Annotated in this window: 24 protein-coding genes; 13 read left to right on the top strand and 11 right to left on the bottom strand. The window is 63.2% G+C overall.

Going from position 1 to position 20,633, the window contains the following annotated elements; translation table 11 throughout:
• Window positions 1–165: 165 nt before the first annotated feature.
• The 4 genes from FJ986_RS26845 to FJ986_RS26830 are packed head-to-tail and all read left to right on the top strand — an operon-like array spanning window position 166 to window position 4,869.
• The gene (locus tag FJ986_RS26845; RefSeq protein ID WP_140676427.1) at window positions 166–1,785 is read left to right on the top strand and encodes an NAD(P)/FAD-dependent oxidoreductase; all 1,620 of its coding nucleotides are present in this window, start codon (window positions 166–168) and stop codon (window positions 1,783–1,785) included.
• Window positions 1,772–3,337, top strand: coding sequence for an NAD(P)/FAD-dependent oxidoreductase (locus FJ986_RS26840; protein WP_140676424.1), 1,566 nt, complete (start codon window positions 1,772–1,774; stop codon window positions 3,335–3,337). Before FJ986_RS26845 ends, FJ986_RS26840 begins: the two co-directional genes overlap by 14 nt.
• A 51-nt stretch (window positions 3,338–3,388) precedes the next feature.
• A complete protein-coding gene (locus tag FJ986_RS26835; RefSeq protein WP_140676421.1) occupies window positions 3,389–4,612 on the top strand; it encodes an aminomethyltransferase family protein in 1,224 nt (407 codons plus the stop codon).
• A 2-nt stretch (window positions 4,613–4,614) separates the two neighbouring features.
• Window positions 4,615–4,869: a hypothetical protein gene (locus FJ986_RS26830; RefSeq protein ID WP_140676418.1), complete on the top strand. Its 255-nt coding sequence runs from the start codon at window positions 4,615–4,617 to the stop codon at window positions 4,867–4,869.
• 5 nt (window positions 4,870–4,874) lie between these two features.
• On the opposite strand, the gene FJ986_RS26825 is transcribed toward FJ986_RS26830, so the two are convergent.
• The 4 genes from FJ986_RS26825 to FJ986_RS26810 form a co-directional block, all read right to left on the bottom strand.
• On the bottom strand, window positions 4,875–5,933 hold the full coding sequence (locus FJ986_RS26825; RefSeq protein ID WP_140676415.1) for a dipeptidase: 1,059 nt from the start codon (window positions 5,931–5,933) through the stop codon (window positions 4,875–4,877).
• A gap of 153 nt (window positions 5,934–6,086) precedes the next feature.
• Complete coding sequence (locus FJ986_RS26820) at window positions 6,087–6,386, bottom strand: GNAT family N-acetyltransferase (protein ID WP_140500600.1); 300 nt, start codon at window positions 6,384–6,386, stop codon at window positions 6,087–6,089.
• A complete protein-coding gene (locus FJ986_RS26815) occupies window positions 6,379–7,008 on the bottom strand; it encodes an alpha/beta hydrolase (protein WP_140676413.1) in 630 nt (209 codons plus the stop codon). Before FJ986_RS26815 ends, FJ986_RS26820 begins: the two co-directional genes overlap by 8 nt.
• 11 nt (window positions 7,009–7,019) lie before the next feature.
• Window positions 7,020–7,952 carry a VOC family protein gene (locus tag FJ986_RS26810; RefSeq protein WP_140558435.1) on the bottom strand — a complete coding sequence of 311 codons (933 nt, stop codon included), beginning with the start codon at window positions 7,950–7,952 and terminating at the stop codon, window positions 7,020–7,022.
• A gap of 221 nt (window positions 7,953–8,173) precedes the next feature.
• Here FJ986_RS26810 and FJ986_RS26805 point away from each other — a divergent pair, with 221 nt between their 5' ends.
• Window positions 8,174–9,739, top strand: a complete 1,566-nt coding sequence (locus tag FJ986_RS26805; RefSeq protein ID WP_140525474.1) for an alkaline phosphatase family protein — start codon at window positions 8,174–8,176, stop codon at window positions 9,737–9,739.
• Window positions 9,740–9,785: 46 nt separating this feature from the next.
• On the opposite strand, the gene FJ986_RS26800 is transcribed toward FJ986_RS26805, so the two are convergent.
• Complete coding sequence (locus tag FJ986_RS26800; RefSeq protein ID WP_140517892.1) at window positions 9,786–11,096, bottom strand: PRC-barrel domain-containing protein; 1,311 nt, start codon at window positions 11,094–11,096, stop codon at window positions 9,786–9,788.
• A 276-nt stretch (window positions 11,097–11,372) separates the two neighbouring features.
• On the opposite strand from FJ986_RS26800, the gene FJ986_RS26795 reads away from it, so the two are divergent.
• Window positions 11,373–12,293, top strand: coding sequence for a diacylglycerol kinase family protein (locus FJ986_RS26795; RefSeq protein ID WP_140525473.1), 921 nt, complete (start codon window positions 11,373–11,375; stop codon window positions 12,291–12,293).
• Between the two features lie 29 nt (window positions 12,294–12,322).
• Here the strand turns inward: FJ986_RS26795 and FJ986_RS30570 are convergent, their stop codons facing one another.
• Window positions 12,323–12,496: a hypothetical protein gene (locus FJ986_RS30570; protein WP_181165417.1), complete on the bottom strand. Its 174-nt coding sequence runs from the start codon at window positions 12,494–12,496 to the stop codon at window positions 12,323–12,325.
• A 203-nt stretch (window positions 12,497–12,699) separates the two neighbouring features.
• On the opposite strand from FJ986_RS30570, the gene FJ986_RS26790 reads away from it, so the two are divergent.
• Window positions 12,700–14,187 carry an HWE histidine kinase domain-containing protein gene (locus tag FJ986_RS26790; RefSeq protein WP_181173497.1) on the top strand — a complete coding sequence of 496 codons (1,488 nt, stop codon included), beginning with the start codon at window positions 12,700–12,702 and terminating at the stop codon, window positions 14,185–14,187.
• A gap of 43 nt (window positions 14,188–14,230) precedes the next feature.
• Here FJ986_RS26790 and FJ986_RS26785 read toward each other — a convergent pair whose 3' ends face one another.
• From FJ986_RS26785 to FJ986_RS26775, 3 genes are all read right to left on the bottom strand, one after another.
• Window positions 14,231–14,695: a hypothetical protein gene (locus FJ986_RS26785; protein WP_140500594.1), complete on the bottom strand. Its 465-nt coding sequence runs from the start codon at window positions 14,693–14,695 to the stop codon at window positions 14,231–14,233.
• A gap of 10 nt (window positions 14,696–14,705) precedes the next feature.
• Window positions 14,706–15,032, bottom strand: coding sequence for a DUF883 family protein (locus tag FJ986_RS26780; protein ID WP_140517891.1), 327 nt, complete (start codon window positions 15,030–15,032; stop codon window positions 14,706–14,708).
• Between the two features lie 193 nt (window positions 15,033–15,225).
• Window positions 15,226–15,987, bottom strand: coding sequence for a Crp/Fnr family transcriptional regulator (locus FJ986_RS26775; RefSeq protein WP_140525472.1), 762 nt, complete (start codon window positions 15,985–15,987; stop codon window positions 15,226–15,228).
• A gap of 44 nt (window positions 15,988–16,031) precedes the next feature.
• Between FJ986_RS26775 and FJ986_RS26770 the strand changes: the two genes are divergently transcribed.
• The gene (locus FJ986_RS26770) at window positions 16,032–16,481 is read left to right on the top strand and encodes a response regulator (RefSeq protein ID WP_140500637.1); all 450 of its coding nucleotides are present in this window, start codon (window positions 16,032–16,034) and stop codon (window positions 16,479–16,481) included.
• A gap of 77 nt (window positions 16,482–16,558) precedes the next feature.
• Here FJ986_RS26770 and FJ986_RS26765 read toward each other — a convergent pair whose 3' ends face one another.
• Window positions 16,559–17,110: an RNA polymerase sigma factor gene (locus tag FJ986_RS26765; protein ID WP_140500591.1), complete on the bottom strand. Its 552-nt coding sequence runs from the start codon at window positions 17,108–17,110 to the stop codon at window positions 16,559–16,561.
• A gap of 3 nt (window positions 17,111–17,113) precedes the next feature.
• Window positions 17,114–17,317: a NepR family anti-sigma factor gene (locus FJ986_RS26760; protein ID WP_181165418.1), complete on the bottom strand. Its 204-nt coding sequence runs from the start codon at window positions 17,315–17,317 to the stop codon at window positions 17,114–17,116.
• A gap of 219 nt (window positions 17,318–17,536) precedes the next feature.
• Between FJ986_RS26760 and FJ986_RS26755 the strand changes: the two genes are divergently transcribed.
• From FJ986_RS26755 to FJ986_RS26740, 5 genes are all read left to right on the top strand, one after another.
• Window positions 17,537–18,331, top strand: a complete 795-nt coding sequence (locus FJ986_RS26755) for a response regulator (RefSeq protein WP_140500589.1) — start codon at window positions 17,537–17,539, stop codon at window positions 18,329–18,331.
• A gap of 183 nt (window positions 18,332–18,514) precedes the next feature.
• Window positions 18,515–18,679, top strand: coding sequence for a DUF1328 domain-containing protein (locus tag FJ986_RS26750; RefSeq protein ID WP_006203859.1), 165 nt, complete (start codon window positions 18,515–18,517; stop codon window positions 18,677–18,679).
• 177 nt (window positions 18,680–18,856) lie between these two features.
• Window positions 18,857–19,891, top strand: a complete 1,035-nt coding sequence (locus tag FJ986_RS26745; RefSeq protein ID WP_140500587.1) for a PAS domain-containing sensor histidine kinase — start codon at window positions 18,857–18,859, stop codon at window positions 19,889–19,891.
• Window positions 19,892–20,020: 129 nt separating this feature from the next.
• Window positions 20,021–20,191: a hypothetical protein gene (locus tag FJ986_RS30565; RefSeq protein WP_181165419.1), complete on the top strand. Its 171-nt coding sequence runs from the start codon at window positions 20,021–20,023 to the stop codon at window positions 20,189–20,191.
• Between the two features lie 182 nt (window positions 20,192–20,373).
• Complete coding sequence (locus FJ986_RS26740) at window positions 20,374–20,619, top strand: YMGG-like glycine zipper-containing protein (protein WP_140500585.1); 246 nt, start codon at window positions 20,374–20,376, stop codon at window positions 20,617–20,619.
• Window positions 20,620–20,633 lie beyond the last annotated feature (14 nt).

The following is a 20,633-nucleotide window of genomic DNA, read 5'->3' as shown; positions in this document are numbered from 1 at the left end:
AACGCCTGCAAAGCCTAGCCCATGTCTGGGAAAACGCAACATCATTTGTTGAACATTCATTCAATATAGCTGGACAAAACGACGACTACCATGCCAAGTTTCGCGCATTGAGGGGACGGATTACGCCAAAATGAACAGCGGATCGCATGGAAAGACTGGGCCAAAATGAAAGCTTGGGATGCGATCGTCATCGGCGGCGGACACAACGGACTGGTCAATGCCTGCTATCTCCAGCGCGCCGGGCTCGACGTGCTGGTGGTGGAGAAGAATCCCTGGGTCGGCGGCGCCGCCACCAGCCGGGAATTGACGCCGGGCTTCCTCTATTCCAACTGTTCCTATGTCTGTTCGCTGTTTCGCCCTGAAATCATGCGCGACCTCGAACTGCCGCGCTTCGGCCTGCAGGTTATCTCCTATGAGGGCGGCGCGGTGTTCACCAGGGATGGCGATTATCTCGCCAATTACCGGGACCATGATGCACACCGGCGCGAATTTGCGCGCTTCTCGAAACGCGATGCCGAAGCCTACGACCGTTATGCGCGCGACGTGACGCGCCAGTGCCGTTTCATCCAGCCGCTGTTGATGCGCACCGCGCCCGACCCGACCAGTCTGCGGCCGCGGGATCTGGGCGAGCTCCTTTATCTGGGCAAGAAATTCGCGGGCCTGTCGGCGGAGGAAATGGCGCTGACGCTGCGCTTCTGGACCATGTCGATCTCGGACTTCCTCGATGAATATTTCGAGACCGATGTCATCAAGGCCAATTTCGCTTTGTCCGGCATCATCGGCACGGCGCTCGGGCCGATGTCGCCCGGCACGGCTTATGTGCTGCTGCACCACTATATGGGCGAGGTTGACGGCTCGGTCGGCGCCTGGGGTTATGCGCGCGGCGGCATGGGCGCGGTGACCAAAGCGCTGGCGGCGTCCTTCAAGGCGTCGGGTGGAACCATTCGCACCGGCGCCGAGGTCGACCATGTTCTGGTGAGCCGCGGCAAGGCCAAGGGTGTGGTGCTGGCCGGCGGTGAGGAGATCCGTGGCAAGCTCGTCGTCTCCAACGCCGACGTGAAGCGAACCTTCCTGAAGCTGGTCGAGGAAAAGGAACTGCCCGAGATTTTCCTGCGCCGGGTCAGGAACTTCAAGATCCGAGGCTCGTCCGGCAAGGTCAACATCGCGCTGGACTCGATGCCCGAATTCCCCGCTCTGCCGAAGGATTCGCCGGTTTATCGCGGCGACATGCATTTCACCGATTCGATGGAGCGCATGGAGCGCGCCTATGACGATTGGAAGGCCGGGCGCTGGTCGGCCGATCCCTTCCTCGACATGGTCGTCCCGACGACGCTCGACCCGACAATGGCGACGCCGGGAAAACACTTCATGAGCTGCTTCGTGCAATACGCGCCGCCGAAGGTAAACGGCCATGAATGGACCGACGCCGATCGCGACGGATTCGCCGAAAGCGTGATTGCGCAGATTGCCGACTACTCGCCCGGCTTTCGCGACCGCATCGTCCACATGGAGGTGCGCACGCCGCGCGAAATCGAGGCCGAGGTCGGTCTCACCGAAGGCAACATCTTCCAGGGCGAACTGACCTTCGACCAGCTTCTGTTCAACCGCCCGGTGCCGGGCTACGCGCAATACCGCTCACCGATCGGCGGGCTTTATATGTGCGGCTCCTCGACCCATCCCGGCGGCGGCGTCATGGGCGCGCCCGGACGCAATGCCGCGGCGGAGATCCTGCGCGATCTCGCCAAATCGATCTCACATATGAGCCCGGCCCATGACGTCATATGATGCAATCGTCATTGGCGGCGGCCATAATGGCCTCGTCACTGCTGCCACGCTGGCGAAGGCAGGGCGCAAGGTGCTGCTGCTGGAAGCGGGAGCCGAACTCGGCGGCGCCGCGCGCACGGAGGAATTCGCGCCGGGTTTTCATGTCTCATCGATCGCCCATCTGCTGAACCGCCTGCATGCCGACGTGGTGAAGACGCTGGAGCTGGAGAAGCATGGTCTGCGGATCACCCCAGACGACTTCGCGCCGTCGGTTGCGCTGTCGATGGACGGCTCCCCGCTGGTCCTGCACGGCGCCTATGGCGAAACGCTGACCGGCGCAAGTTCGTCGGAGCAATCGGCGTGGAAGCAGTTGCGCGCGCAGCTGCTGCGCTACGCCGGCATCCTGGAACCCTTCCTCTCGCGTCGTCCGCCCGAGCTGGCCGGCATGTCGCTGCTGGAGACAGCGGCGCTCGGCCAGGCCGCACTGGCGCTGAAAAGGCTCGGCAAGGAAGACATGCGCGATTTCCTGCGCGTGCTCTTGATGAACGTCGCCGACCTGCTCGACGAGCAGCTTGCCGACATCAGGCTGAAAGGGCTGCTGTCCTTCGACGCGACGCTCGGCAGCCATCTCGGTCCGCGCTCGCCCACCTCGCTGCTCGGCCTCTATTACCGGCTGGCCGGCGAGGCCGGCGGTGCGGCCGGCGCGCAGATAGTGCCGAAGGGCGGCATGGGCGCGGTGATCGCCGCCATCCGCGCCTCGGCCGAAAAGGCCGGCGTGAACGTCCGCACATCGGCGCCTGTCGCAAGGATCATTGTCGAGAAAGACCGCGCCGTCGGTGTCGCATTGGACAATGACGAGGTGCTGCGCGCCAGGACGATCGTCTCCGCGACAAATCCGGCGACGACTTTGCTCGACCTTGTCGGTCCACGCGAACTCGACACCGGCTTCGTGCGCAAGGTGAACAACATCCGCATGAAGGGTGATGTCGCCAAGCTTCACCTGGCGCTCGACAGGCCGCCGCAATTCACAGGTGTCGATGCCGCCGGCCACAGGGGGCGGCTGGTTATCGCCCCCTCGCCCGATCATGTCGAGCGCGCCTTCAATCCATCCAAATACGGCGCGTTCTCGCCCGAACCGGTGATGGAGATCACGCTGCCAAGCCTCGCCGATCCATCGCTCGCGCCCGGCGGCGCCTGCGTGCTGTCGGCGGTGGTGCAATACGCGCCCTATGCTCTGAAAGAGGGATGGGGCGCCGGCAAGGCGAAATTCCTGGAGGCAATCACGGCTCAGCTCGAAGCCTACGCGCCAGGCATCGGCAAGACGGTGCGCCACACCGAGCTCTTGACGCCCGCCGACATCGAAACGCGCTACCGCATGCCGGGCGGCCACTGGCACCACGGCGAGTTGCAGGCCGACCAGATGCTGATCTCGCGCCCGGTCTCGGGCTGGTCCGGCTACGACACACCGCTCGACGGGCTGTTTCTCGCCGGTGCCGGTTCACATCCCGGCGGCGGCGTCTCCGGCGCACCTGGATTGAACGCCGCTCGACGTATCATTGCGATGAAGGGGTAAGGCGATGTTTCAGTTGGCGGCAGTCGCATTCTACGGCGAAGGATCGCCAGCATGAATCAGCAACCATCATCCGCCCGCATCGAAGCCCAATCCCACTTCCGCACGTTGCGTCTCGGCACGCCGTTCCAGCCGCGCATCGATGCTCTGGCCAAGACCCAGGATTGGTACAACTGGGCGGGCTACCGCGCCCCCCATTCGCTGTGGGACGAGGAGCTCGAATATTTCGCCATTCGCAGCCAGTCGGCGCTCTTCGACATCTCGCCGATGACCAAGTACCGCGTCGAGGGACCGGACGCCGAGGCCTTCCTCGACCGCGTCACGCTGCGCGACGTGACCAGGCTGAAGCCGGGCCGCGTCCATTACACCGCGTGGTGCAACGACGACGGCTTCGTCCTCGATGACGGCACGCTGTTCCGGCTCTCGCCGATGCGGTTCCGGCTGTGCTCGCAGGAGCGGCATTTGCCCTGGCTGCTCGACAGCGCCATCGGGTTCGATGTGACGGTGGAGGAAGAGACCGAAGCCGTCGCGGGCCTCGCATTGCAGGGTCCGACCTCTTTCGCCGTGCTGCGTGATGCCGGTTTTGCCGGAGTCGAAATGCTGAAGGCATTCGACCTCGCCGAATTCCCGCATGATGGCGAAACCGTCACCATCTCGCGCACCGGCTTCACCGGCGATCTCGGCTATGAACTGTTCATGCCGGCCGACAAGGCGCTGAGCCTGTGGGACCGGCTGATGGCGGCCGGCGAACTGCGCGGCATCCGAGCCATCGGCTATACCGCGCTCAACCGCGCCCGGATCGAGGCCGGGCTGATCGCCGCCAATGCCGACTTCACGACAGCCGAACACGCCATCCGTGCCGACCGCTTGCGCATGCCCGACGAGATCGGGCTCGGCTTCATGATCGACCTGGAAAAGGCCCATTTCAACGGCCGTCGCGCCATCTTCGAGGGACGCGCCAAGCGCACGCTGCGGCATGTGCTGGTCGGGCTGGAGATCGAAGGCAACATCCCGGCCGAACACGCCATCGTCTATCACAGAAAAAGCCAGGAGGTCGGGCTGGTCAGCGCCGCCATGTGGTCGCCGATGGCCAAGCGCAACATCGCCATCGCTTCGCTGGCGCGACCATATGGTGATACTGTCGTCGACGACCTCTGGGTCGAGATCTACGCCATGCGCGAGCTGCAATACCAAAAGCTGATGAAGCGGGCCAAGGTGGTGCCGCGGCCGTTCATCAAGCTCGATCGCCGCACCGCCAATCCGCCGGCGGATTTCTGACCATGGACGAGGAAGCCGACAAGCAGCAAGAAGAGGCGGCCGAACAGTGGGAACTGGTCAACACGCCACTCGGCGAAAAATGGTCGGGCCGCACACGCTATGCCGCCGCAATGTTCTTCTACAAGCGCGGCGAGATAAGCGCCGAGACGCTTGAGGTCTACCGCATCTGCGCGCGGCTCGATTCGGAAAACCCGCTGCCGATCATCCGCGACCGCGGCGTCGGCAAGGACTGGCTGAAGCGCATGGGATTCGGCTGAACTTCCTATCCTATGGTTTTCTCCAGCATGGCCAGCCAGTTTCGGTAGGCGATCTTTTCGATCAGCCCGCGGCCGAAGCCGCGTGCGGCGAGCGCATCGATGAGCTTCGGCAGGCCGGCGGCGTCGCCAATGACGGCCGGGATCATGGCTCCGTCGAAATCGGAGCCGAGGCCAACCCCATCCTCACCCAGCGCCTGCAGCAGGGAATCGATGTGGCGCACCATGATGTCGAGGCCGGTATCGGCATTCATCTTTCCGTCCTCGCGCAGGAAGCCGGTGGCGAAGTTCAGCCCGACCATGCCGCCGGTTTCGCGAATCGCGCCGAGCTGCCAGTCGGTGAGATTGCGTGAGTGGCCGCAGATCGCATGCACGTTGGAATGGGTCGCGACCAGCGGCGCATCGCTGAGCGCGGCGACATCGCGAAAGCCCTTCTCGTTGAGATGCGACAGGTCGATCATGATCCTGAGTTGATTGCAGGCCTTGACCAGCGCCTTGCCGGCATCGGTCAAGCCGGGACCGGTATCGGGCGAGGACGGAAAGCGGAACGGCACGCCATGGCCGAAAGCGTTCGGGCGGCTCCAGACGATGCCGAGCGAGCGCAAGCCGGCGGCATGCAGCACGTCGAGCATGGTGAGTTCGGGATCGATCGCCTCGACCCCTTCGATATGGAATACCGCAGCGATCGAGTCGCGCGCCATGGCGCCGCGCACATCTGCGGCATTGCGGCAGACGCTCAGCGCTCCGGCCCGTTCCAGCCTGAACAGGATCGAGGCCATCGCAATCGTCGAGGCCAGCGCATCGCTGTGCGGGAGTTCGGGCGGCAAAGGCTCGGCATCGCTGGGCGTCGACGGGACAGCGCCGCGCCGGCCTCTCTCGACAGGCGGCGGGAAGATCGCGAACATGCCGCCGGCGAACCCGCCGGCCCGTGCGCGCGGCAGGTCGATATGGCCGCCCGATTTCCCTTCCATGAACAGCTTTTCGACGTCCGGGTCTTTCGACTGATAGAGTCTGAGCAGCGTGTCGTTATGGCCGTCGAAGACGGGAACGAGATCGGTTTCGGTCATGAAGGGATCATTCGGTTCGATGTGTCGCACGCTGCCCGCGATATATCATATCTACTTAGGCAAGATGGGCCGAGCGTGCAAATGCCAAAGCCGTGCTGGCCTATCAGACTGTTTTACTCCCGCGGGTCCCGACTGGTAAAGCGCCGGCTGATTCTACCCCTTCAGCACGTCGGCCCACTCCGGATGACGGCGGAACTGGGCGTTGGCAAAGGGACAGAGCGGGATGATCTTCTTGCCCGCCGCGCGCGCGTCCTCGACGGCGCGGGTGACGAGCCGAAGCCCGGCACCCTGGCCGCGAAACGCGTCGGGCACTTCGGTGTGGTCGATGATGATCTGGTGCTCGCCGATCCTGGTGAAGGTCATCTCCGCCTCGGCGCCGCCCGGACCGCGCAGCACGTAGCGGCCCTTGGAACCACGATCTTCGAGTTCGATCTCCGGCAGTTGGTCAGGCATCGCTTACTCCTTGGGCCACGCCGGCAAAGAGCCGCCGCGCCGCCTCGATTTCGTTCGGCCGCACTTCGTGCCCGCCTTCATGCCACTCCACTGTGACATCGGCGCCATCGGCGCGCAAATAGGCTTCGAGCCGCGAAGTCAGGTTCGGCGGACAGATCGGATCCCGCCTGCCGGCGGTCACCAGAATGCGGCGCCCGGCAAGACTCCCGTTCACCTGCGGTTCGAACGGGATCAGCGGGTGCATCAGCACCGCCGCGTCGAACAGGTCAGGGGCTTCGAACAGCAGCGACGCCAGGATGTTGGCGCCGTTGGAGTAGCCGAGAGCGTGTATCGCCGACGGCTTCGCCGCTGCTATCTGCGCCTTGACGAAGCCCGCCATCTTCCGAGTCGCGCGCGCCAGGTCCTGCATGTCATAGACGCCCTCGCCGGTGCGACGGAAAAAGCGCGCAGCGCCTTGTTCAGACACATCGCCGCGTGGCGAGATGATGGTTGCCTGGGGCGCGAGATCGCGCCCCAGCGAGACGAGCTGGCCCTCGTCGCCTCCGGTGCCATGGAAGACGAAGAGCAGCGGACCGCCCGGCGAACCGGGCAGCACCTTGTGGATGTAGCTGTCTGTGCTCATGACCCCGCCCCTCAGTCTTCCAGCTTCTGCAGATGCTGTTCGAGATAGGGCCGCAGGTGTTGATGCTGCGCCGGCAGCTTCAAAGCTTCACCGAGATGGGCGGTGTCCTCGTCGCGGTCGAAGCCCGGCTCGTTGGTGGCGACTTCGAACAGAACGCCGCCCGGCGTGCGGAAATAGATCGCCCAGAAGTAATCGCGGTCGATCACTGGCGTCACCTGGTAGCCGGTATCCATCAGCGCCTTGCGCACTTCGAGCTGCCTGGCGCGATCCTCGACAGCGAAAGCGACGTGATGGACCGAGCCCGCGCCGAGATCGGCAAAGGCGGCACCGGGTAGCGATTCGATGTCGACGACGTCGGCGCCATTGCCGTTCCTAATCGCCAGCCGCCGGACATTGCCGGATTTGTCGAGCTCCTCATAGCCCATGAACTTCAAGAGTTCCTCGGTAGCGCCGCCATCCTTCAGGCGCAGCGACACGGAGTGAAAGCCCCGGATCGCCTCGTCGGCGGGAATGCCGCCCTTCGCCCATGGCGCGCGCGTGTCGGCCCTGTCCTCGACGAGCGCGAAACCGTCGCCGTCCGGTCCGGCGAAGGCCAGACGCTTCTCGCCAAAGGTCTCTTCGCGCGAAAGGCCGGCGATACCTTCCTCGGCGAAGCGCCTTTCCCAATAGGCGAGCGTGCCTTCCGGCACCGAATAGGCGGTGGTGCCGACCTCGCCGACGCCGTGACGGCCCTTGCCGATATTGGGAAACGGAAAATAGGTCATCACCGAACCCGGCGTGCCGAGCTCGTCGGCATAGTAGAGGTGGTAGACGTCGGGCGCGTCGAAATTGACCGTTTTCTTGACCCGGCGCAGGCCGAGCTTCCCAGTGAAGAACTCATTGTTCTGGCGGGCATCGCTGGCCATCGAGGTGACGTGATGCAAACCCTTGATCTGGTCGAGCATGAGTGCTGCTCCCTTGTTCTATTGCGGCCCCTGCCGCTGTCCTCGCCAATATGAGCATCGGCCTGTTCCCGTCAAAGGCGACAAAGACGGGATGGACTGTACTCTGGAAGTGAACAATCGAAAGCAGTTTGTTCACCGAACCACCAGCAGCCCGGGCTTGCGCCGGGGCGGGATTTCGGTTCCATGAGCGACGCTCGCACATTAGCCAAGGATTATCGCCAGTGACCGGAAAAGGCAGGCGTCCGAACGTTCTCCTGATCACCTGCGATCAATGGCGCGGCGATTGCCTTTCGGCGGCCGGCCATCCCCTGGTGAAGACGCCGAATGCCGACGCATTGGCAGCGGAAGGCGTATTGTTCAAGCGGCACTATGGCGGCGCGGCACCCTGCTCGCCGGCCCGTGCCTGCCTCTATACCGGCCTCTACCAGATGAATAACCGGGTTTGCCGCAACGGCACGCCGCTCGATGCCCGTCACGGCAATATAGCGCTTTCGGCGCGCGCGCTGGGCTACGATCCGACGCTGTTCGGCTACACCGACGTATCGCTGGATCCGCGCCGGCTCGCTCCGGCTGATCCGCGGCTGCGAAGCTATGAAGGCGTGCTTCCTGGTTTCACGGTGCGCCAATTGCTGCCAGAGCATCAGAAGCAGTGGCTGTCATGGCTGGGAATGCAGGGCATCGATACCGACGCCGGCTCCCCCGCGATCCATCGACCGGCGAACGGGGCAGGCGACGCCGGCTCCGTGACGACTGCGCCGCCCGTCTATTCGAAGGAGCAGACGCCGACGGCTTTTCTTGCCGGCGAATTCATCCGATGGCTGGGCGAACAGGATCATGCCGCGCCCTGGTTCGCGCATCTCTCTTTCATCAGCCCACATCCGCCCTTCATCGCGCCTGCACCATACGACGCGATGTACGACCCCGCCGACGGCCCCGGCTTTCGCCGCGCGGCAGGCTGGCAGAAAGAGGCGGACAGCCATCCCTATCTCGCCTACGATTTCGGCAGGCAGAAAAAGCACAAGTTTCGACCTGGCGCCGCCGGCAGCGTACATGACTGGAGCGAGGATGATTTCCGCCGCATCCGCGCGATCTATTACGGCATGATCTCGGAAGTCGATGCGCAGCTCGGCCGTATCTGGCAGGCGGTCAAGACGGCGGGCGCGTGGGACGACACGATCGTTGTGCTTACCTCCGACCATGCCGAGATGATGGGCGACCATTTCATGCTGGGCAAAGGCGGCTTCTTCGACGCTAGCTATCATATCCCCCTGGTCATCCGCGACCCGCGTCACGGCCACACCGCAGGCGTGGCCGTCGACCGCTTTACCGAGGCGGTGGACATATTGCCGACCTTGCTCGACCTGCTGGGCGGCGAACCGGCGCCGCATCTCGACGGTCACTCGCTGCGGCCGTTCATCGTCGGCGAGGAGCCGTCGGACTGGCGCGACGCCGCGCATTGGGAATTCGATTTTCGTTCGATCGCGGAAGGCGAAGCCGAACGGCATTTCGGCCATGCCTCGCGCCAGTGCAATCTCGCCGTGATCCGCACGGAAAAATTCAAATATGTGCATTTCGGCGGCGGCCTGCCGCCCTTGCTGTTCGACCTGGAGAAGGATCCCGCCGAGCTCGCCAATCTCGCCGCCGATCCCGCCTATCTCCCGACCAGGCTCGAGTTCGCCGAACGGCTGCTTGCCTGGCGGGCCGAACATCTCGACCAGTCGCTGGCGCTGGCGGAGCTGACCAGGGATGGCGTTGTGGGCTGTGTAAGTAGGGCAGTAGGGGAATAGGGAATCCCTACTGCCCTACTGCCCTACTGCCCTACTGCCGTTGTTGCTATCTCACGATCATCCGCTGCTGCTCGCGGTTCTGCGCATAGCTGCCTTTGTCATAGGCGGCCTGGGCCTCGAGCTGCTCCTTGGTGAAGGTCGTGTAGAGATATTTGTTACCGTCCTTGTCGGTCATGAATTTCAGGTTGTCCATGCCGACGGCGACTTCCTTCTCGCCGACGCCGAGGAAACCGCCGACATCCACGATGACCGCGTCGGTCTTGTTGTCGGGCGTCAGCACGACATCGCCGATCTCGCCGACCTTGACGTCGTTGGCGCCATAAACTGTGGTACCCTTGAGATCGTCGCCCCTGACCTCGCCGACAGGCATTTCGGTCAGTTTGGATTTGTCGATCGCTGCGGTCTTCGTCTGGTCGGGAGCGGTCGCATCAGGCGTGGAGGCGGACGGGGCCTGCGCCGTCTTGTCCATCGGAGCCGTATTGGTTGTCGGCGCGACGGCCGGGGTGGACGCAGCAGGTGCGTTGGATGCGGTCGTGACCGGAGCCGGATCATAAGCCTTGCGGTTGAAGTCCGGCAATGCCTGCAGCTCTTCCTTGGTGGTTTGGGCCACCAGCCAGCGGTCGCCGTTTTTCTCGGCCCACTGGGCCTTGCCGAAATCATAGGTGACGTTCTTCTCGCCGATGCCGAGGAAGCCGCCGACGCCGATGACCAGTGATTGCGCCTTGCCTTCCTTGGTCAGGACGATGTCGTTGACGTTGCCGATGTTCTGCGCATCGTCGCCGGTCCCGTTATAGACGCTCTCACCGATGATATTGGTGGCGAGATTGCCGTCGGCGCGCTTCACCGGTTCCGCCGGAGCCGCGTTCATGTCGACTGGCGCCTGGGCGGTATCGCTCGGCGCGGATGTTGACGGCGCCTGTGCCGCTGTCGATGCGGCCGGTGCCGGAGCATAGGGCTTGGTGTCGAACTCCGGCTGCGCCGTCAACTGGTCCTTGGTCGTCTGGGCGACCAGCCAGCGGTCGCCGTTTTTCTCGGCCCACTGCAGCTTGTCGTAATCGAACGCGACATTCTTCGTCCCAACGCCCAGAAAGCCCCCGACGCCGATGACTATGGATTTGGCCTGACCGTCCTTGTCGAAGACGATGTCGGTTACTTTGCCGATATTCTCGGCATTGTCGCCGGTGCCGTTATAAACCGATTCACCGATGATGTTGGTGGCGATGCTGCCCTCGGCGTGCACCACAGGAGCGGCGGGTTGCTCCGCGCCAGGCGCAGCCGGTGTCGGAGTTGTCTGCGCATGCGCGCCCGTCGCCACGAACATGGCAAGAGCAGTCGTGGCTAAAAGATTGCGGATCATGATGGTGTCTCCTCGTGCCTGATTTCATGCATGCCGCACCGGCCTCCGCCGTCACCGGCGACGGGCGAACGCGGCATTCGCCTGATCACAACGTCGTGACTGCGCCCATTGTTCCGACAAAAGCCAGGACGCATATTCTCCGCACACGCGGCTCGCAACTTGCGTCCTGCAAAGGGAAATTCGCCGCATCATCCGGAACCTTTTTGCCACTTGCGCCGTTCAGCCGACGGCTGGAGCTTCTCCGGCTCGGAGTTTTTTTGAGAACACGGAGGGGACATGCGGTTTGCGGCGGTGCTGAACCGGGACGGTGGCACCTTGCGCACCCTCGACCTGGATGGCTTTCGCGATCGCATGCGCGACCTGCTGGAGGCAGCAGGCCATTCCATCGATATCGACGTGGTTGCCGGCAAGGACATCGTGCCGGCATTGGACAACGCGGCTTCGCGTCGCGGCATCGACGTGATTCTCGCCGGCGGCGGCGATGGCACGATATCGGCGGCGGCGGCGCGGCTGATGGGCAAGAAAAAGGCGCTGGCCATATTGCCCGCAGGCACCATGAACCTCTTCGCGCGCGGGCTCGGCATCCCGCAGACGCTCGATGCGGCTTTGCGATCCTTCGCCGATGGCGAGGTGATGGCGGTGGACATCGCCACCGCCAATGGCCGGCCTTTCGTGCATCAGTTCTCGATCGGCATGCACGCCAAGATGGTGCAGCTACGCCAGAACATGGAGTTCGGCTCCCGGCTGGGCAAGATGCGGGCATCCGCGAAAGCGGCTTGGCAGACGATCAAGAATCCGCCGGCGATGACGGTCACCCTGACCATTGGCGAGGCCGAGATCACGGCGCGAACCACCGGCGTCGGCGTCACCAACAACCTGTTTGGAGAGGGTCACCTGCCCTTTGCCGACAATCCGGCGGGCGGCGTGCTCGGCATTTATGTCACGGTCGCGCGGCAGCGCGCCGAACTGGTCAAGTTCTTCTTCAACGTCGCGCGTGGCAAATGGCGGGACAATGAACATGTCGAAATCCATCAGACAGAGCGGGCTGTGCTGAAGATCCGGTCGGCGGCCAGGAAATACCGCGCCGTCCTCGACGGTGAACTTATCAAGCTCGAGGACGAAATTACCATCGAAATCCACCCGGGCGCCTTGAACGTGCTGGTGCCGCGGCACGCCATGCGGGCAAAGGCGGCCTGATGCAGGGGCAGCCGACGAGGAACAGAAGACTAGCCGCTCGGAGCGCTGCCTTGTTCGGTGGTCGGGGATTTCGTGTACTCGCCGTAAATCTCGACGATGCCCCAAACGACAAAGGCCAGGAGAAGTCCCGCAATCAGGATCCGCAAGCCGTGCCAGCCCCAGTGTCCCTGACGCGCTTTGTTTTCAGGAATGGTCTTGGGCATAGCCGGCCTCGATGCGATGTGGACGCGTTGAGCGTCTCTGGCAAAACATCTTCGGGTAACGGTTCCTTGCTACGAAGGTTCCGCGTTTGGCCAAGCCCTTCGCCGGCAAGTCGGGAAGGCGAAGTCGGAGGGCTCGCGAGGAAGCGTCGGGGGCGCTGGTGAACAAGGCGGCGAAATTGGCGCCGGGCCTTCCGGCCGAAGTAATGCACGTCGTCAACGACGCCGGCCGGCTGGCCGTGCTGCACGGCTTGCAGGCGCTGGATACGATGGCTGACGCCGACTTCGACGGCGTCAGCCGCCTTGCCGCGGCCGCCATGCGCGCACCGATCGCGCTGGTTACGCTCGTCGACGTCGAGCGGCAATGGTTCAAGTCGCGTGTCGGCCTGGACGAGATCGAGACCGCAACCGACATCTCCTTCTCCGCCCATGCGATTGCCGCGGGCGGCGAACTGATGGTGGTACCCGACGCGACCTTGGATCCGCGTTTTAAAGCCAACTCACTGGTCACGGGCAAGCATCACATCCGCTTCTTTGCGGGCGCGCCGGTGACCGTCGCCGGCGCCAGGATCGGAACGCTCTGCGTTTTCGACCGCAAGCCCCGTCCCTTTCCATCGCGCGTCAGGCTCGACCAGTTGAAGGCGCTGGCCGGCCTAGCCGCCAGCCTGTTCACGCTGAAGGATGCGACGCGCAGCGGCGCCATCGCCGAGGCGGCGCTGGTTCGCGAAGAAAAACGGCGCGCCATAGCGCTCGACGCGGCATCGCTTGCCAGCTGGGCCTGGGACATCCGCACCGACATGATCGAATGCGATGGTTTGCTGCCGGAATTGTTCAATCTGCCGCGATCGAACCGGTTGCGGGCGCGCGACATCCTGATGGCAATAGATCCACGCGACGTCTATCAAACCGAAACCCGCTTCCGCGACGCCTTGGCCGGCGGCGACGACTATTTCGGCGAGTACCGCGTGAAAGGCTTCCATCCACCCCGCTGGCTGGCGACGCGCGGCCGCGTCATCGAGCGCGATGGCGACGGCAAGCCGACGCTGATCTTCGGGGTCAATTACGACATATCCGAACGCAAGCTTGGGGAGGAAAGGCAAAGGCTGCTGCTTCGCGAACTCAATCATCGCGTCAAGAACACGCTGGCGACCGTTCAGGCGCTGGCGACGCAGACCGTGCGCCATGCCCGGCAGCCGAGCGCTTTCCTGGAAGCCTTCGGCGCCCGGCTCCAGGCACTCGGCATTGCCCATAATCTCCTGTCCGACCGGGAATGGCGCGGCATCGGCATCCATGAACTCATCCAGATCGAGGTGAGGCCCTTCGACACCGCCGAGCAACTGCGCATGACGATCACCGGTCCCGATCTGTTGCTGTCGCCGGACCAGGCAGTGGGGCTGGGCCTGATCTTGCACGAACTGGCCAGCAACGCCCTACAATATGGGTCGCTGTCGGCAACATCCGGCAAGGTCGATCTGAGCTGGAAGACACAAGGCAGAAAAAGCGACCGGCGCCTTGTCTTGACCTGGCGCGAAAGCGGCGGTCCTGCGGTTGCCCCGCCCGAGCGGCACGGTTTCGGCTCGATCCTGATCCGCCGCAGCCTGGCCAAGGTCATCTCCAGCGAAGTGGCGCACGAGTTCCGGCCGGAAGGCGTCTTTGCCGAAATATCCATGCCGCTGGAGGATCTCTCCAAGTGACCGGCCCAGCTTTAATCCGGACGCAGCCTTCATCCGGTCAGCCTCAATCAGGATCGCCGCCAGCCGGCCCGCCGGGACCTGGTTTCACGTTCTCGCGGTAGATGGCATAAGCCGCCAACGCCACGGCGGGACCGAGAATGGCCCCGAGGCCGCCCTTTCCCTTGAGCAGCGCCGGCAGAGCGGCCAGTGCGGCGGTGACCCCGATTGCGGTCATGTCCGCCTTGCGCCGTTCTGCCCGGCGCCGTGCGCGCGAGCCGGCCGAGAAGCGATAGATCAGCAAGATCAGGCCCGCGACGATCAGAAAGCCGACGCCGAAGCCCAACGCCGCCGCGAGCGGCCCATAGCGGTCCGCAGCCCATATATAGCCGGCCCCGATCAGGAAGCCGAGACCGCACAGCGCCGCGAGCGCGGCAAGCGCATAGACAATTGCAGCCGTGCGCGCGCGGCGCATGGCTGCAACGGTTTCGCCCGAAGCCAGGCCCGAGACAAGGGAAGCCAGCAATCCCATTTGAGCGGGACTAGCGGCGCGCCAGGAGCGCGAACAGGAAGCCAACGCCGGCGGCGATCGCCAATGAAGTCACCGGCTTCTCGCGCACGCTTGCCGCTATCTGCGCCTCTATATCCCTGGTGTTGCTGCGCAGGCTATCAAAGGCTGCCTCGCCTTGGGCGCGCAGATGCTCGACACCTTCGGCGGCGGCACGGCGGGCGGTGCCGTATCCATGCTCACCTGTCTTTGCCAGCTGCTTCGTCAGCTTGTCGATATCGGCCTTCAACTGCCTGATATCGGCTTCGAGGTCCGAGTTCGCCCGCGCTTCGCTTGCGTTCTTTCCTGCGGCAGCTGCCATCGCTTAACTCCCTGTGATTGCTTTGATTTCAACGCGCTGCATGTCTCAAGGTTCCGAGCCCCTCGGATAAACGGGCATGATCCCGCAAAGCGGGTGTCGGTTTGCCAAAAGATCACGCTCAATCCAATGGATTGAGGCCGTCCCGGTTCCATCGATCTGGACCCTAGCTCAAAACGGGGCCTCCTGCATCCGATCAGATCAGTGGCCGTCGTTCCTTGCCCAGCCCCTCCCAGCCAGCAAGCTGCTTCAACCCTTCATGATCGATGATCTCGCAGCCGCCATCGCGCCAAGCGATCAGCTTGCGATCCATCAGTTTGCGAATCGTCTTGTTGGTATGGACCAACGACAGCCCGAGCGTATCGGCGATGTGCTGCTGCGTGAACGCGATCCGGGTGAGCCGCCCGCCATTGAGGCCAACGGCCTTGGCCCGGCTGCCGATGAAGGCGATGAGATAGGCGGTGCGCTCGATCGCGCTGCGGCGGCCGACGCTGAGCAGGTTCTCATCCAGCATCCGCTCCTCGCGCGACGCGATCCAGGTGATGTCATAGGCCAGGCCCGGATGGTTGCGGAAAAGCTCATGCAGGGACTCCCGCTCGAACACGCAAAGCAGCATCGGCGACAAGGCTTCGACGGAATGCTGCATTTCGCCCATCACGCTGCCTTGCAGCCCGATGAGATCTCCAGGGATGGCGTAGTTGAGGATTTGACGGCGGCCATCCGACAACAGCTTGTAGCGGAAAGCCCAGCCCGACAGCACCGTGTAGAGATGAGTGCTGCGGCGTCCTTCCACCAGCACCGTTGCGCCCTTGTCGACCGCGAGCTCGCCTTTCTTCAATTTGTCGATGAAGGCCAGTTCCGATCTCTCGAATTTGCGGAAACCCGGCAGCGGCCGCAGCGGGCAATTCTCGCAATCATACCGGCGGCTGGAGGAAGCAAGGCCGTTCTGGATTGACATTTCGACCGCTCCTCGAGAACCGCGGGCTCAGCCGCTGCGGTGGCATGTCTTTTTTAAATGACAGCGCGTCAAATAGCGATCATGACTCGCTGCGTTTCAAGGAGCCATTGCCTGTGTCGCCTTTGCTTGACGGATTGCGCATTCTTGTCCTGGAAGATGAATTTCTCATCGCCATGGATGTCGAGCAGCTTTGCCGTGATCACGGCGCCGACGACGTAGTGCTTGTCCGCGACCTGGCCGAGATCGATGGTCGACAGGTTGCCACCCAATTCGATGCGGCGATCGTCGACCTCATGCTGGGGGGCACTCCGACTTTCGACTTTGCATCGCGCCTGCGTGAAACGGGCGTGCCCTTCGTCTTTGCCTCCGGTTATTCGGATGCGGACGAGATCAAGGTTGCCTTTCCAGGGATAAGGCTGGTCAGCAAACCTTATTCGGGCGAAGATCTTGTGGAAGCGGTGGCCCGGGCCTGCGGACGAGTCCCGCCCGCCTGACGACGTCGCGTCGCGTCGCGTAAGAGTCAGAGCGGATGCGATGGCGATTCTGTCAGCCGTTTCGATGCGACGCTTTTTTAGTGCGCCGCCGTGCCCGTGACCTGTGCTGAGATCGCATCGGGACCGTACTCGTCTTCGCCGGAGATTTTCAGTATCTCCTGCAGGCGCGTGCGGGCTCGGCTGACGCGGCTCTTGATCGTCCCGACCGCGCAACCGCAAATCTCGGCCGCCTCCTCGTAAGAGAAGCCCGAGGCGCCGATGAGGATGATGGCCTCGCGCTGGTCTTCGGGCAGTTGCTCGAGCGCACCGCGGAAATCCTTGAGGTCGAGCTGGCCGTGCTGGGCGGGATGCACCGCAAGCCTGGCTGTCATGATGCCGTCGCTGTCCTGCACCTCGCGGCCGCGTTTGCGCATCTGCGAATAGAACTCGTTGCGCAGGATGGTGAAGAGCCATGCCTTCAGGTTGGTACCGGGCTGAAAGCTCTCATGCTTGTCCCAGGCCTTGACCAGCGTTTCCTGCACGAGGTCGTCGGCCTTGTCGGCATTCTGCGTCAGTGACACTGCGAAGGCACGCAAGCTCGGTATTGCCCCAAGCAGATCGGTCTTGAAGCCTTGTGAGACCGTTGCCATGCCTCAGTCCTTTTTCTGTGCGGGCTCGGCCCGCTCCAGTTGGCTGAGCAACTGCGCGAAACGATCCGGCACATCGTCGGAGACCAGCTCGTCGTAATACTGCTTGAGTTTGCGTCCGATTTCGGAATTCGGCCCGAGCGGGTCGCCCACGCCGTTCCGGCGCCTGATTGAGGCGCCAGTCAAGACATCTTTCGTCATTTCCTTCATTTCGCCCTTTAATCCAGCCCCATAGCCGCTCAACATAACTCAACACAACACAAGCGGCATCCTCGTCTGGTTGCCCATCCCCAATTCAAACGCCGTTCAGGCGTATTAGTTCCCGGGGCCGGAACTTTTTGCGAAAGCCCGCGTTTGTGTCGTTGGGGCTTGCAATGGGGCTTGACCTGCATTTTTAGTCAATCACGTCATCTGAGGGAGACGTCCGTCATGAGTTTATCCGCCACCATCGCTCCGCACCTGCCGTTCCTGCGCCGCTTCTCGCGTGCCGTATCGGGATCGCAGGAGAGCGGCGACGCGCTGGTTGCCGCGATGCTCGAGGCCATCATCGCCGATGTCGACATTTTTCCCGAGGCATCTAGCGACCGAATCGCGCTGTACAAGGTCTTCGCCAAACTGTTCACGTCCGTCGCCATCCGCGTTCCACAAGAACAGGCGCAATCGGCATGGGAACAGCGCGCCGCGGCCAATCTCAATGCGATCGCGCCGCTTCCCCGCCAGGCCTTCCTTCTGGTGGCCGTCGAGGGTTTCAGCGAGGATGAGGCGGCCGAAATTCTTGGCGTCGGCGAACAGGAATTCTCAGAACTGCTTGCCCAGGCGAGCAACGAGATTTCCCGCCAGGTGGCGACCGACGTGCTGATCATCGAGGATGAACCGCTGATCGCCATGGATATAGAGGAGATGGTCGAGAGCCTGGGCCATCGGGTCGTCGGCACCGCCCGCACCCATGCCGAAGCGGTGACGATGTTCGGCAAGACGCGGCCGAAGATGGTGCTCGCGGACATCCAACTCGCCGACGGCAGTTCGGGCATCGAGGCGGTGAACGAGATTCTGTCGTCGACTTCCGTGCCGGTGATCTTCATCACCGCCTTTCCCGAGCGTCTCCTGACCGGCGAGCGGCCCGAACCGGCTTTCCTGGTGACGAAGCCGTTCAACCCGGACATGGTCAAGGCGTTGATCAGCCAGGCTCTGTTCTTCGACCGGCAGGCGAAAGCAGCCGCATAGCCATGCGCAACTGAAGTCGCAAACGCGCGCAAAAGCAGGGCGCGACCAGCCGGAAGGTTCCGCTGGCCGCGCCTTGCTTTTCCGCGCCACGATGGTGCGCGGGGGGATCGTCTTTTTCGGCAAAAAGTGGAACAAACCGCATCCACCCACGTTTTTCTCACATAGTTGGAAGGAGATGGAACCATGCTTTACTGGGCGCTCGTATTTCTCGTCGTGGCAATCATCGCCGGCGCGCTTGGTTTCGGCGGCATTGCCGGTACATCTGCCGGGATAGCGCAGATATTGTTCTTCATCTTTCTCGCTTTCCTCATCATTTCGCTTCTCGCCGGCCTGTTCAGACGGGCCTGAGGGTTATCAGGCGAACACTGGAAGCCGCACCCCTCAAACGGTTTCCAGCCACCGCCGGGTGGTGTCCCACAAGGACGCCGCCCGGCGGACCGCTTTTGGGCGTCTGGTTCCCGTAAAACCTGCCTTGGAACCCATTGGACGGTGAGCCGTTCAGCCTGAGTTGGGTGAACAGGTCGGATGCGTTCCAGGGCTCGAGATACCAAGAAGAACGAGCGGGGGGACGAGGTCATCGCCCTGCATCCCGCCGAAAGCGGCATGCAACTTGGCCGGGCGCTTCTCCACGCACTCCACAATGCCGGCATTTCCGTCCTCTACCAGGACCGCGACATGAAAACGGTCTGGGCGCGGAACATGCGTGCGCCCTGGGCCGCCGACAGCAGCGAGGGCGACGGCATCCTGCCGCCGGCACAGGCCGACCGCATTGGCGCTGCCAAGCGCAACGTCGTCGCAAGCGGCGATCCGCAGCGCCTCGAGATCGGCGTCCCGATGGAGGACGGCATGCGCTGGTTTCAGGTCTGGATCGACGCCGACCATGGCGAGGCCGGCGACGTGCAAGGTGTCGTCACCACCATGGTCGAGACGACCGAGCAGCGACGCCGCGAACAGACGCTGACGACGCTGTTGCGCGAAGTCACGCACCGCTCGAAGAATTTGCTGGCAATCATCCAGAGCATCGCCACCCAGACGGGACGCTATTCCGACAGCATCGGCGATTTCCTGACCCGCTTTCGCGGCCGGCTCCAGTCGCTGGCCTCCTCCCAGGATTTGGTAACCTCCTCCAACTGGCGCGGTGCTGCCCTTCGCGAACTCGTCGCCGGTCAGGTCGGCCGCTACGGGACGGACGCGTCGCACAGCCTTCGCTTCCGCGGCGCAAATCCTTACCTCAACCCCAACGCCGCGCTGCATATCGGCCTTGCGATGCATGAACTGGCCGTCAACTCGGTCAGCTATGGCGCCCTGTCGCGGCCGGAGGGCTTCGTCGAAGTGACCGCCGTCCTCGACACCGCCGCCGATGGCGGCATTGCCCTGTCGCTGACCTGGGCCGAAACCATAGGAACCGACAGCAACCAAGAGGGCAAAAAGCGCTTCGGCAGCGTCGCACTGGAACGCGTAGTGCCCTCTTCCCTGAACGGAACGGCGCGCCTCGAGATCGCGGATGGTCGCCTCGAATACCATCTCGTTGTTCCGCACGGCAATTTCGAGACGGAGTAGGCGACCGCCATTTTTTAACCGGCTGTTCACCATAGAAGCAGATGCTGTTTTTGCCAGATACCGATGGAACTGCCGAGCCGACGAGCATGCTTTCGAGGGCTTTGCCGCAGCATAGTGGGGAGGAGCGCCTTGACGGTCGCCGATATCAACAGACTCGAGCATGCCGCTCGCATTTCGATGGGCGAAATCCAGGATCCCGAGACATCCACGGCATCGCCGGTTGCTCATGGCATCCTGCCCATCGTCGCTCCGGCGTTGGCCGCGGCAATTGTCCTGATCGCCCTGTCCCAGCTGGCCTGATCCCGCCCCCACGTTCGCGCGCGCACATCGCTCGGGTTTTTCGGCGGCCGAGGCATCGGAAAGCTGCGCCCAGAAAAAGACTCTCTTCACCAACAATAAATTGGAGCAGCAAAGGTCGTTTTTTCATGCTAAGTGACGGCTGGAGCTTATTAAAGTGAGGACACGAAGTGAGGAGTGACCCTATGCGGAAAATTCTTATTGCCATGGCTGCCGTGGTCGCCGTCAGCGGCTGTACCTCGACCGAGCAGGATGTCGTCGGCGGCGGCTTGATCGGCGCCGGCGTGGGCGGCTTGGTCGGCGGCGGCAAGGGCGCGCTGATCGGCGCGGCCGTCGGTGCCGGCTCCGGCCTGCTGGTCCGCAACCTGCGCAATGGATACTGCCAGTATCGCGATCATCGGGGTCGCATCTACACGGCTCGCTGCAACTAAGCAATTCGGGCGGG

Origin of the sequence: Mesorhizobium sp. B1-1-1, assembly GCF_006442955.1 — a bacterium.
In the GTDB taxonomy this organism is placed as follows: Bacteria; Pseudomonadota; Alphaproteobacteria; order Rhizobiales; family Rhizobiaceae; genus Mesorhizobium.
Note: the sequence above shows the minus strand (reverse complement) of the source record. Positions and strands in the feature narration are given on the sequence as shown.

Bases quoted from the DNA above. Each gene is read 5' to 3' on its own strand.
- FJ986_RS26810 (WP_140558435.1), bottom strand. From the start codon at position 7,952: ATGCTCGACCAGATCAAGGGTTTGCATCACGTCACCTCGATGGCCAGC.
- FJ986_RS26820 (WP_140500600.1), bottom strand. From the start codon at position 6,386: ATGCCTGACCAACTGCCGGAGATCGAACTCGAAGATCGTGGTTCCAAG.
- FJ986_RS26840 (WP_140676424.1), top strand. From the start codon at position 1,772: ATGACGTCATATGATGCAATCGTCATTGGCGGCGGCCATAATGGCCTC.
- FJ986_RS26760 (WP_181165418.1), bottom strand. From the start codon at position 17,317: ATGAAGGAAATGACGAAAGATGTCTTGACTGGCGCCTCAATCAGGCGC.
- FJ986_RS26830 (WP_140676418.1), top strand. From the start codon at position 4,615: ATGGACGAGGAAGCCGACAAGCAGCAAGAAGAGGCGGCCGAACAGTGG.
- FJ986_RS26775 (WP_140525472.1), bottom strand. From the start codon at position 15,987: ATGTCAATCCAGAACGGCCTTGCTTCCTCCAGCCGCCGGTATGATTGC.
- FJ986_RS26780 (WP_140517891.1), bottom strand. From the start codon at position 15,032: ATGGCAGCTGCCGCAGGAAAGAACGCAAGCGAAGCGCGGGCGAACTCG.
- FJ986_RS26785 (WP_140500594.1), bottom strand. From the start codon at position 14,695: ATGGGATTGCTGGCTTCCCTTGTCTCGGGCCTGGCTTCGGGCGAAACC.
- FJ986_RS26815 (WP_140676413.1), bottom strand. From the start codon at position 7,008: ATGAGCACAGACAGCTACATCCACAAGGTGCTGCCCGGTTCGCCGGGC.
- FJ986_RS26845 (WP_140676427.1), top strand. From the start codon at position 166: ATGAAAGCTTGGGATGCGATCGTCATCGGCGGCGGACACAACGGACTG.
- FJ986_RS26750 (WP_006203859.1), top strand. From the start codon at position 18,515: ATGCTTTACTGGGCGCTCGTATTTCTCGTCGTGGCAATCATCGCCGGC.
- FJ986_RS26770 (WP_140500637.1), top strand. From the start codon at position 16,032: ATGTCTTTTTTAAATGACAGCGCGTCAAATAGCGATCATGACTCGCTG.
- FJ986_RS26795 (WP_140525473.1), top strand. From the start codon at position 11,373: ATGCGGTTTGCGGCGGTGCTGAACCGGGACGGTGGCACCTTGCGCACC.
- FJ986_RS26765 (WP_140500591.1), bottom strand. From the start codon at position 17,110: ATGGCAACGGTCTCACAAGGCTTCAAGACCGATCTGCTTGGGGCAATA.
- FJ986_RS30570 (WP_181165417.1), bottom strand. From the start codon at position 12,496: ATGCCCAAGACCATTCCTGAAAACAAAGCGCGTCAGGGACACTGGGGC.
- FJ986_RS26835 (WP_140676421.1), top strand. From the start codon at position 3,389: ATGAATCAGCAACCATCATCCGCCCGCATCGAAGCCCAATCCCACTTC.
- FJ986_RS26825 (WP_140676415.1), bottom strand. From the start codon at position 5,933: ATGACCGAAACCGATCTCGTTCCCGTCTTCGACGGCCATAACGACACG.
- FJ986_RS26755 (WP_140500589.1), top strand. From the start codon at position 17,537: ATGAGTTTATCCGCCACCATCGCTCCGCACCTGCCGTTCCTGCGCCGC.
- FJ986_RS26790 (WP_181173497.1), top strand. From the start codon at position 12,700: ATGCACGTCGTCAACGACGCCGGCCGGCTGGCCGTGCTGCACGGCTTG.
- FJ986_RS26740 (WP_140500585.1), top strand. From the start codon at position 20,374: ATGCGGAAAATTCTTATTGCCATGGCTGCCGTGGTCGCCGTCAGCGGC.
- FJ986_RS26800 (WP_140517892.1), bottom strand. From the start codon at position 11,096: ATGATCCGCAATCTTTTAGCCACGACTGCTCTTGCCATGTTCGTGGCG.
- FJ986_RS26745 (WP_140500587.1), top strand. From the start codon at position 18,857: ATGCGTTCCAGGGCTCGAGATACCAAGAAGAACGAGCGGGGGGACGAG.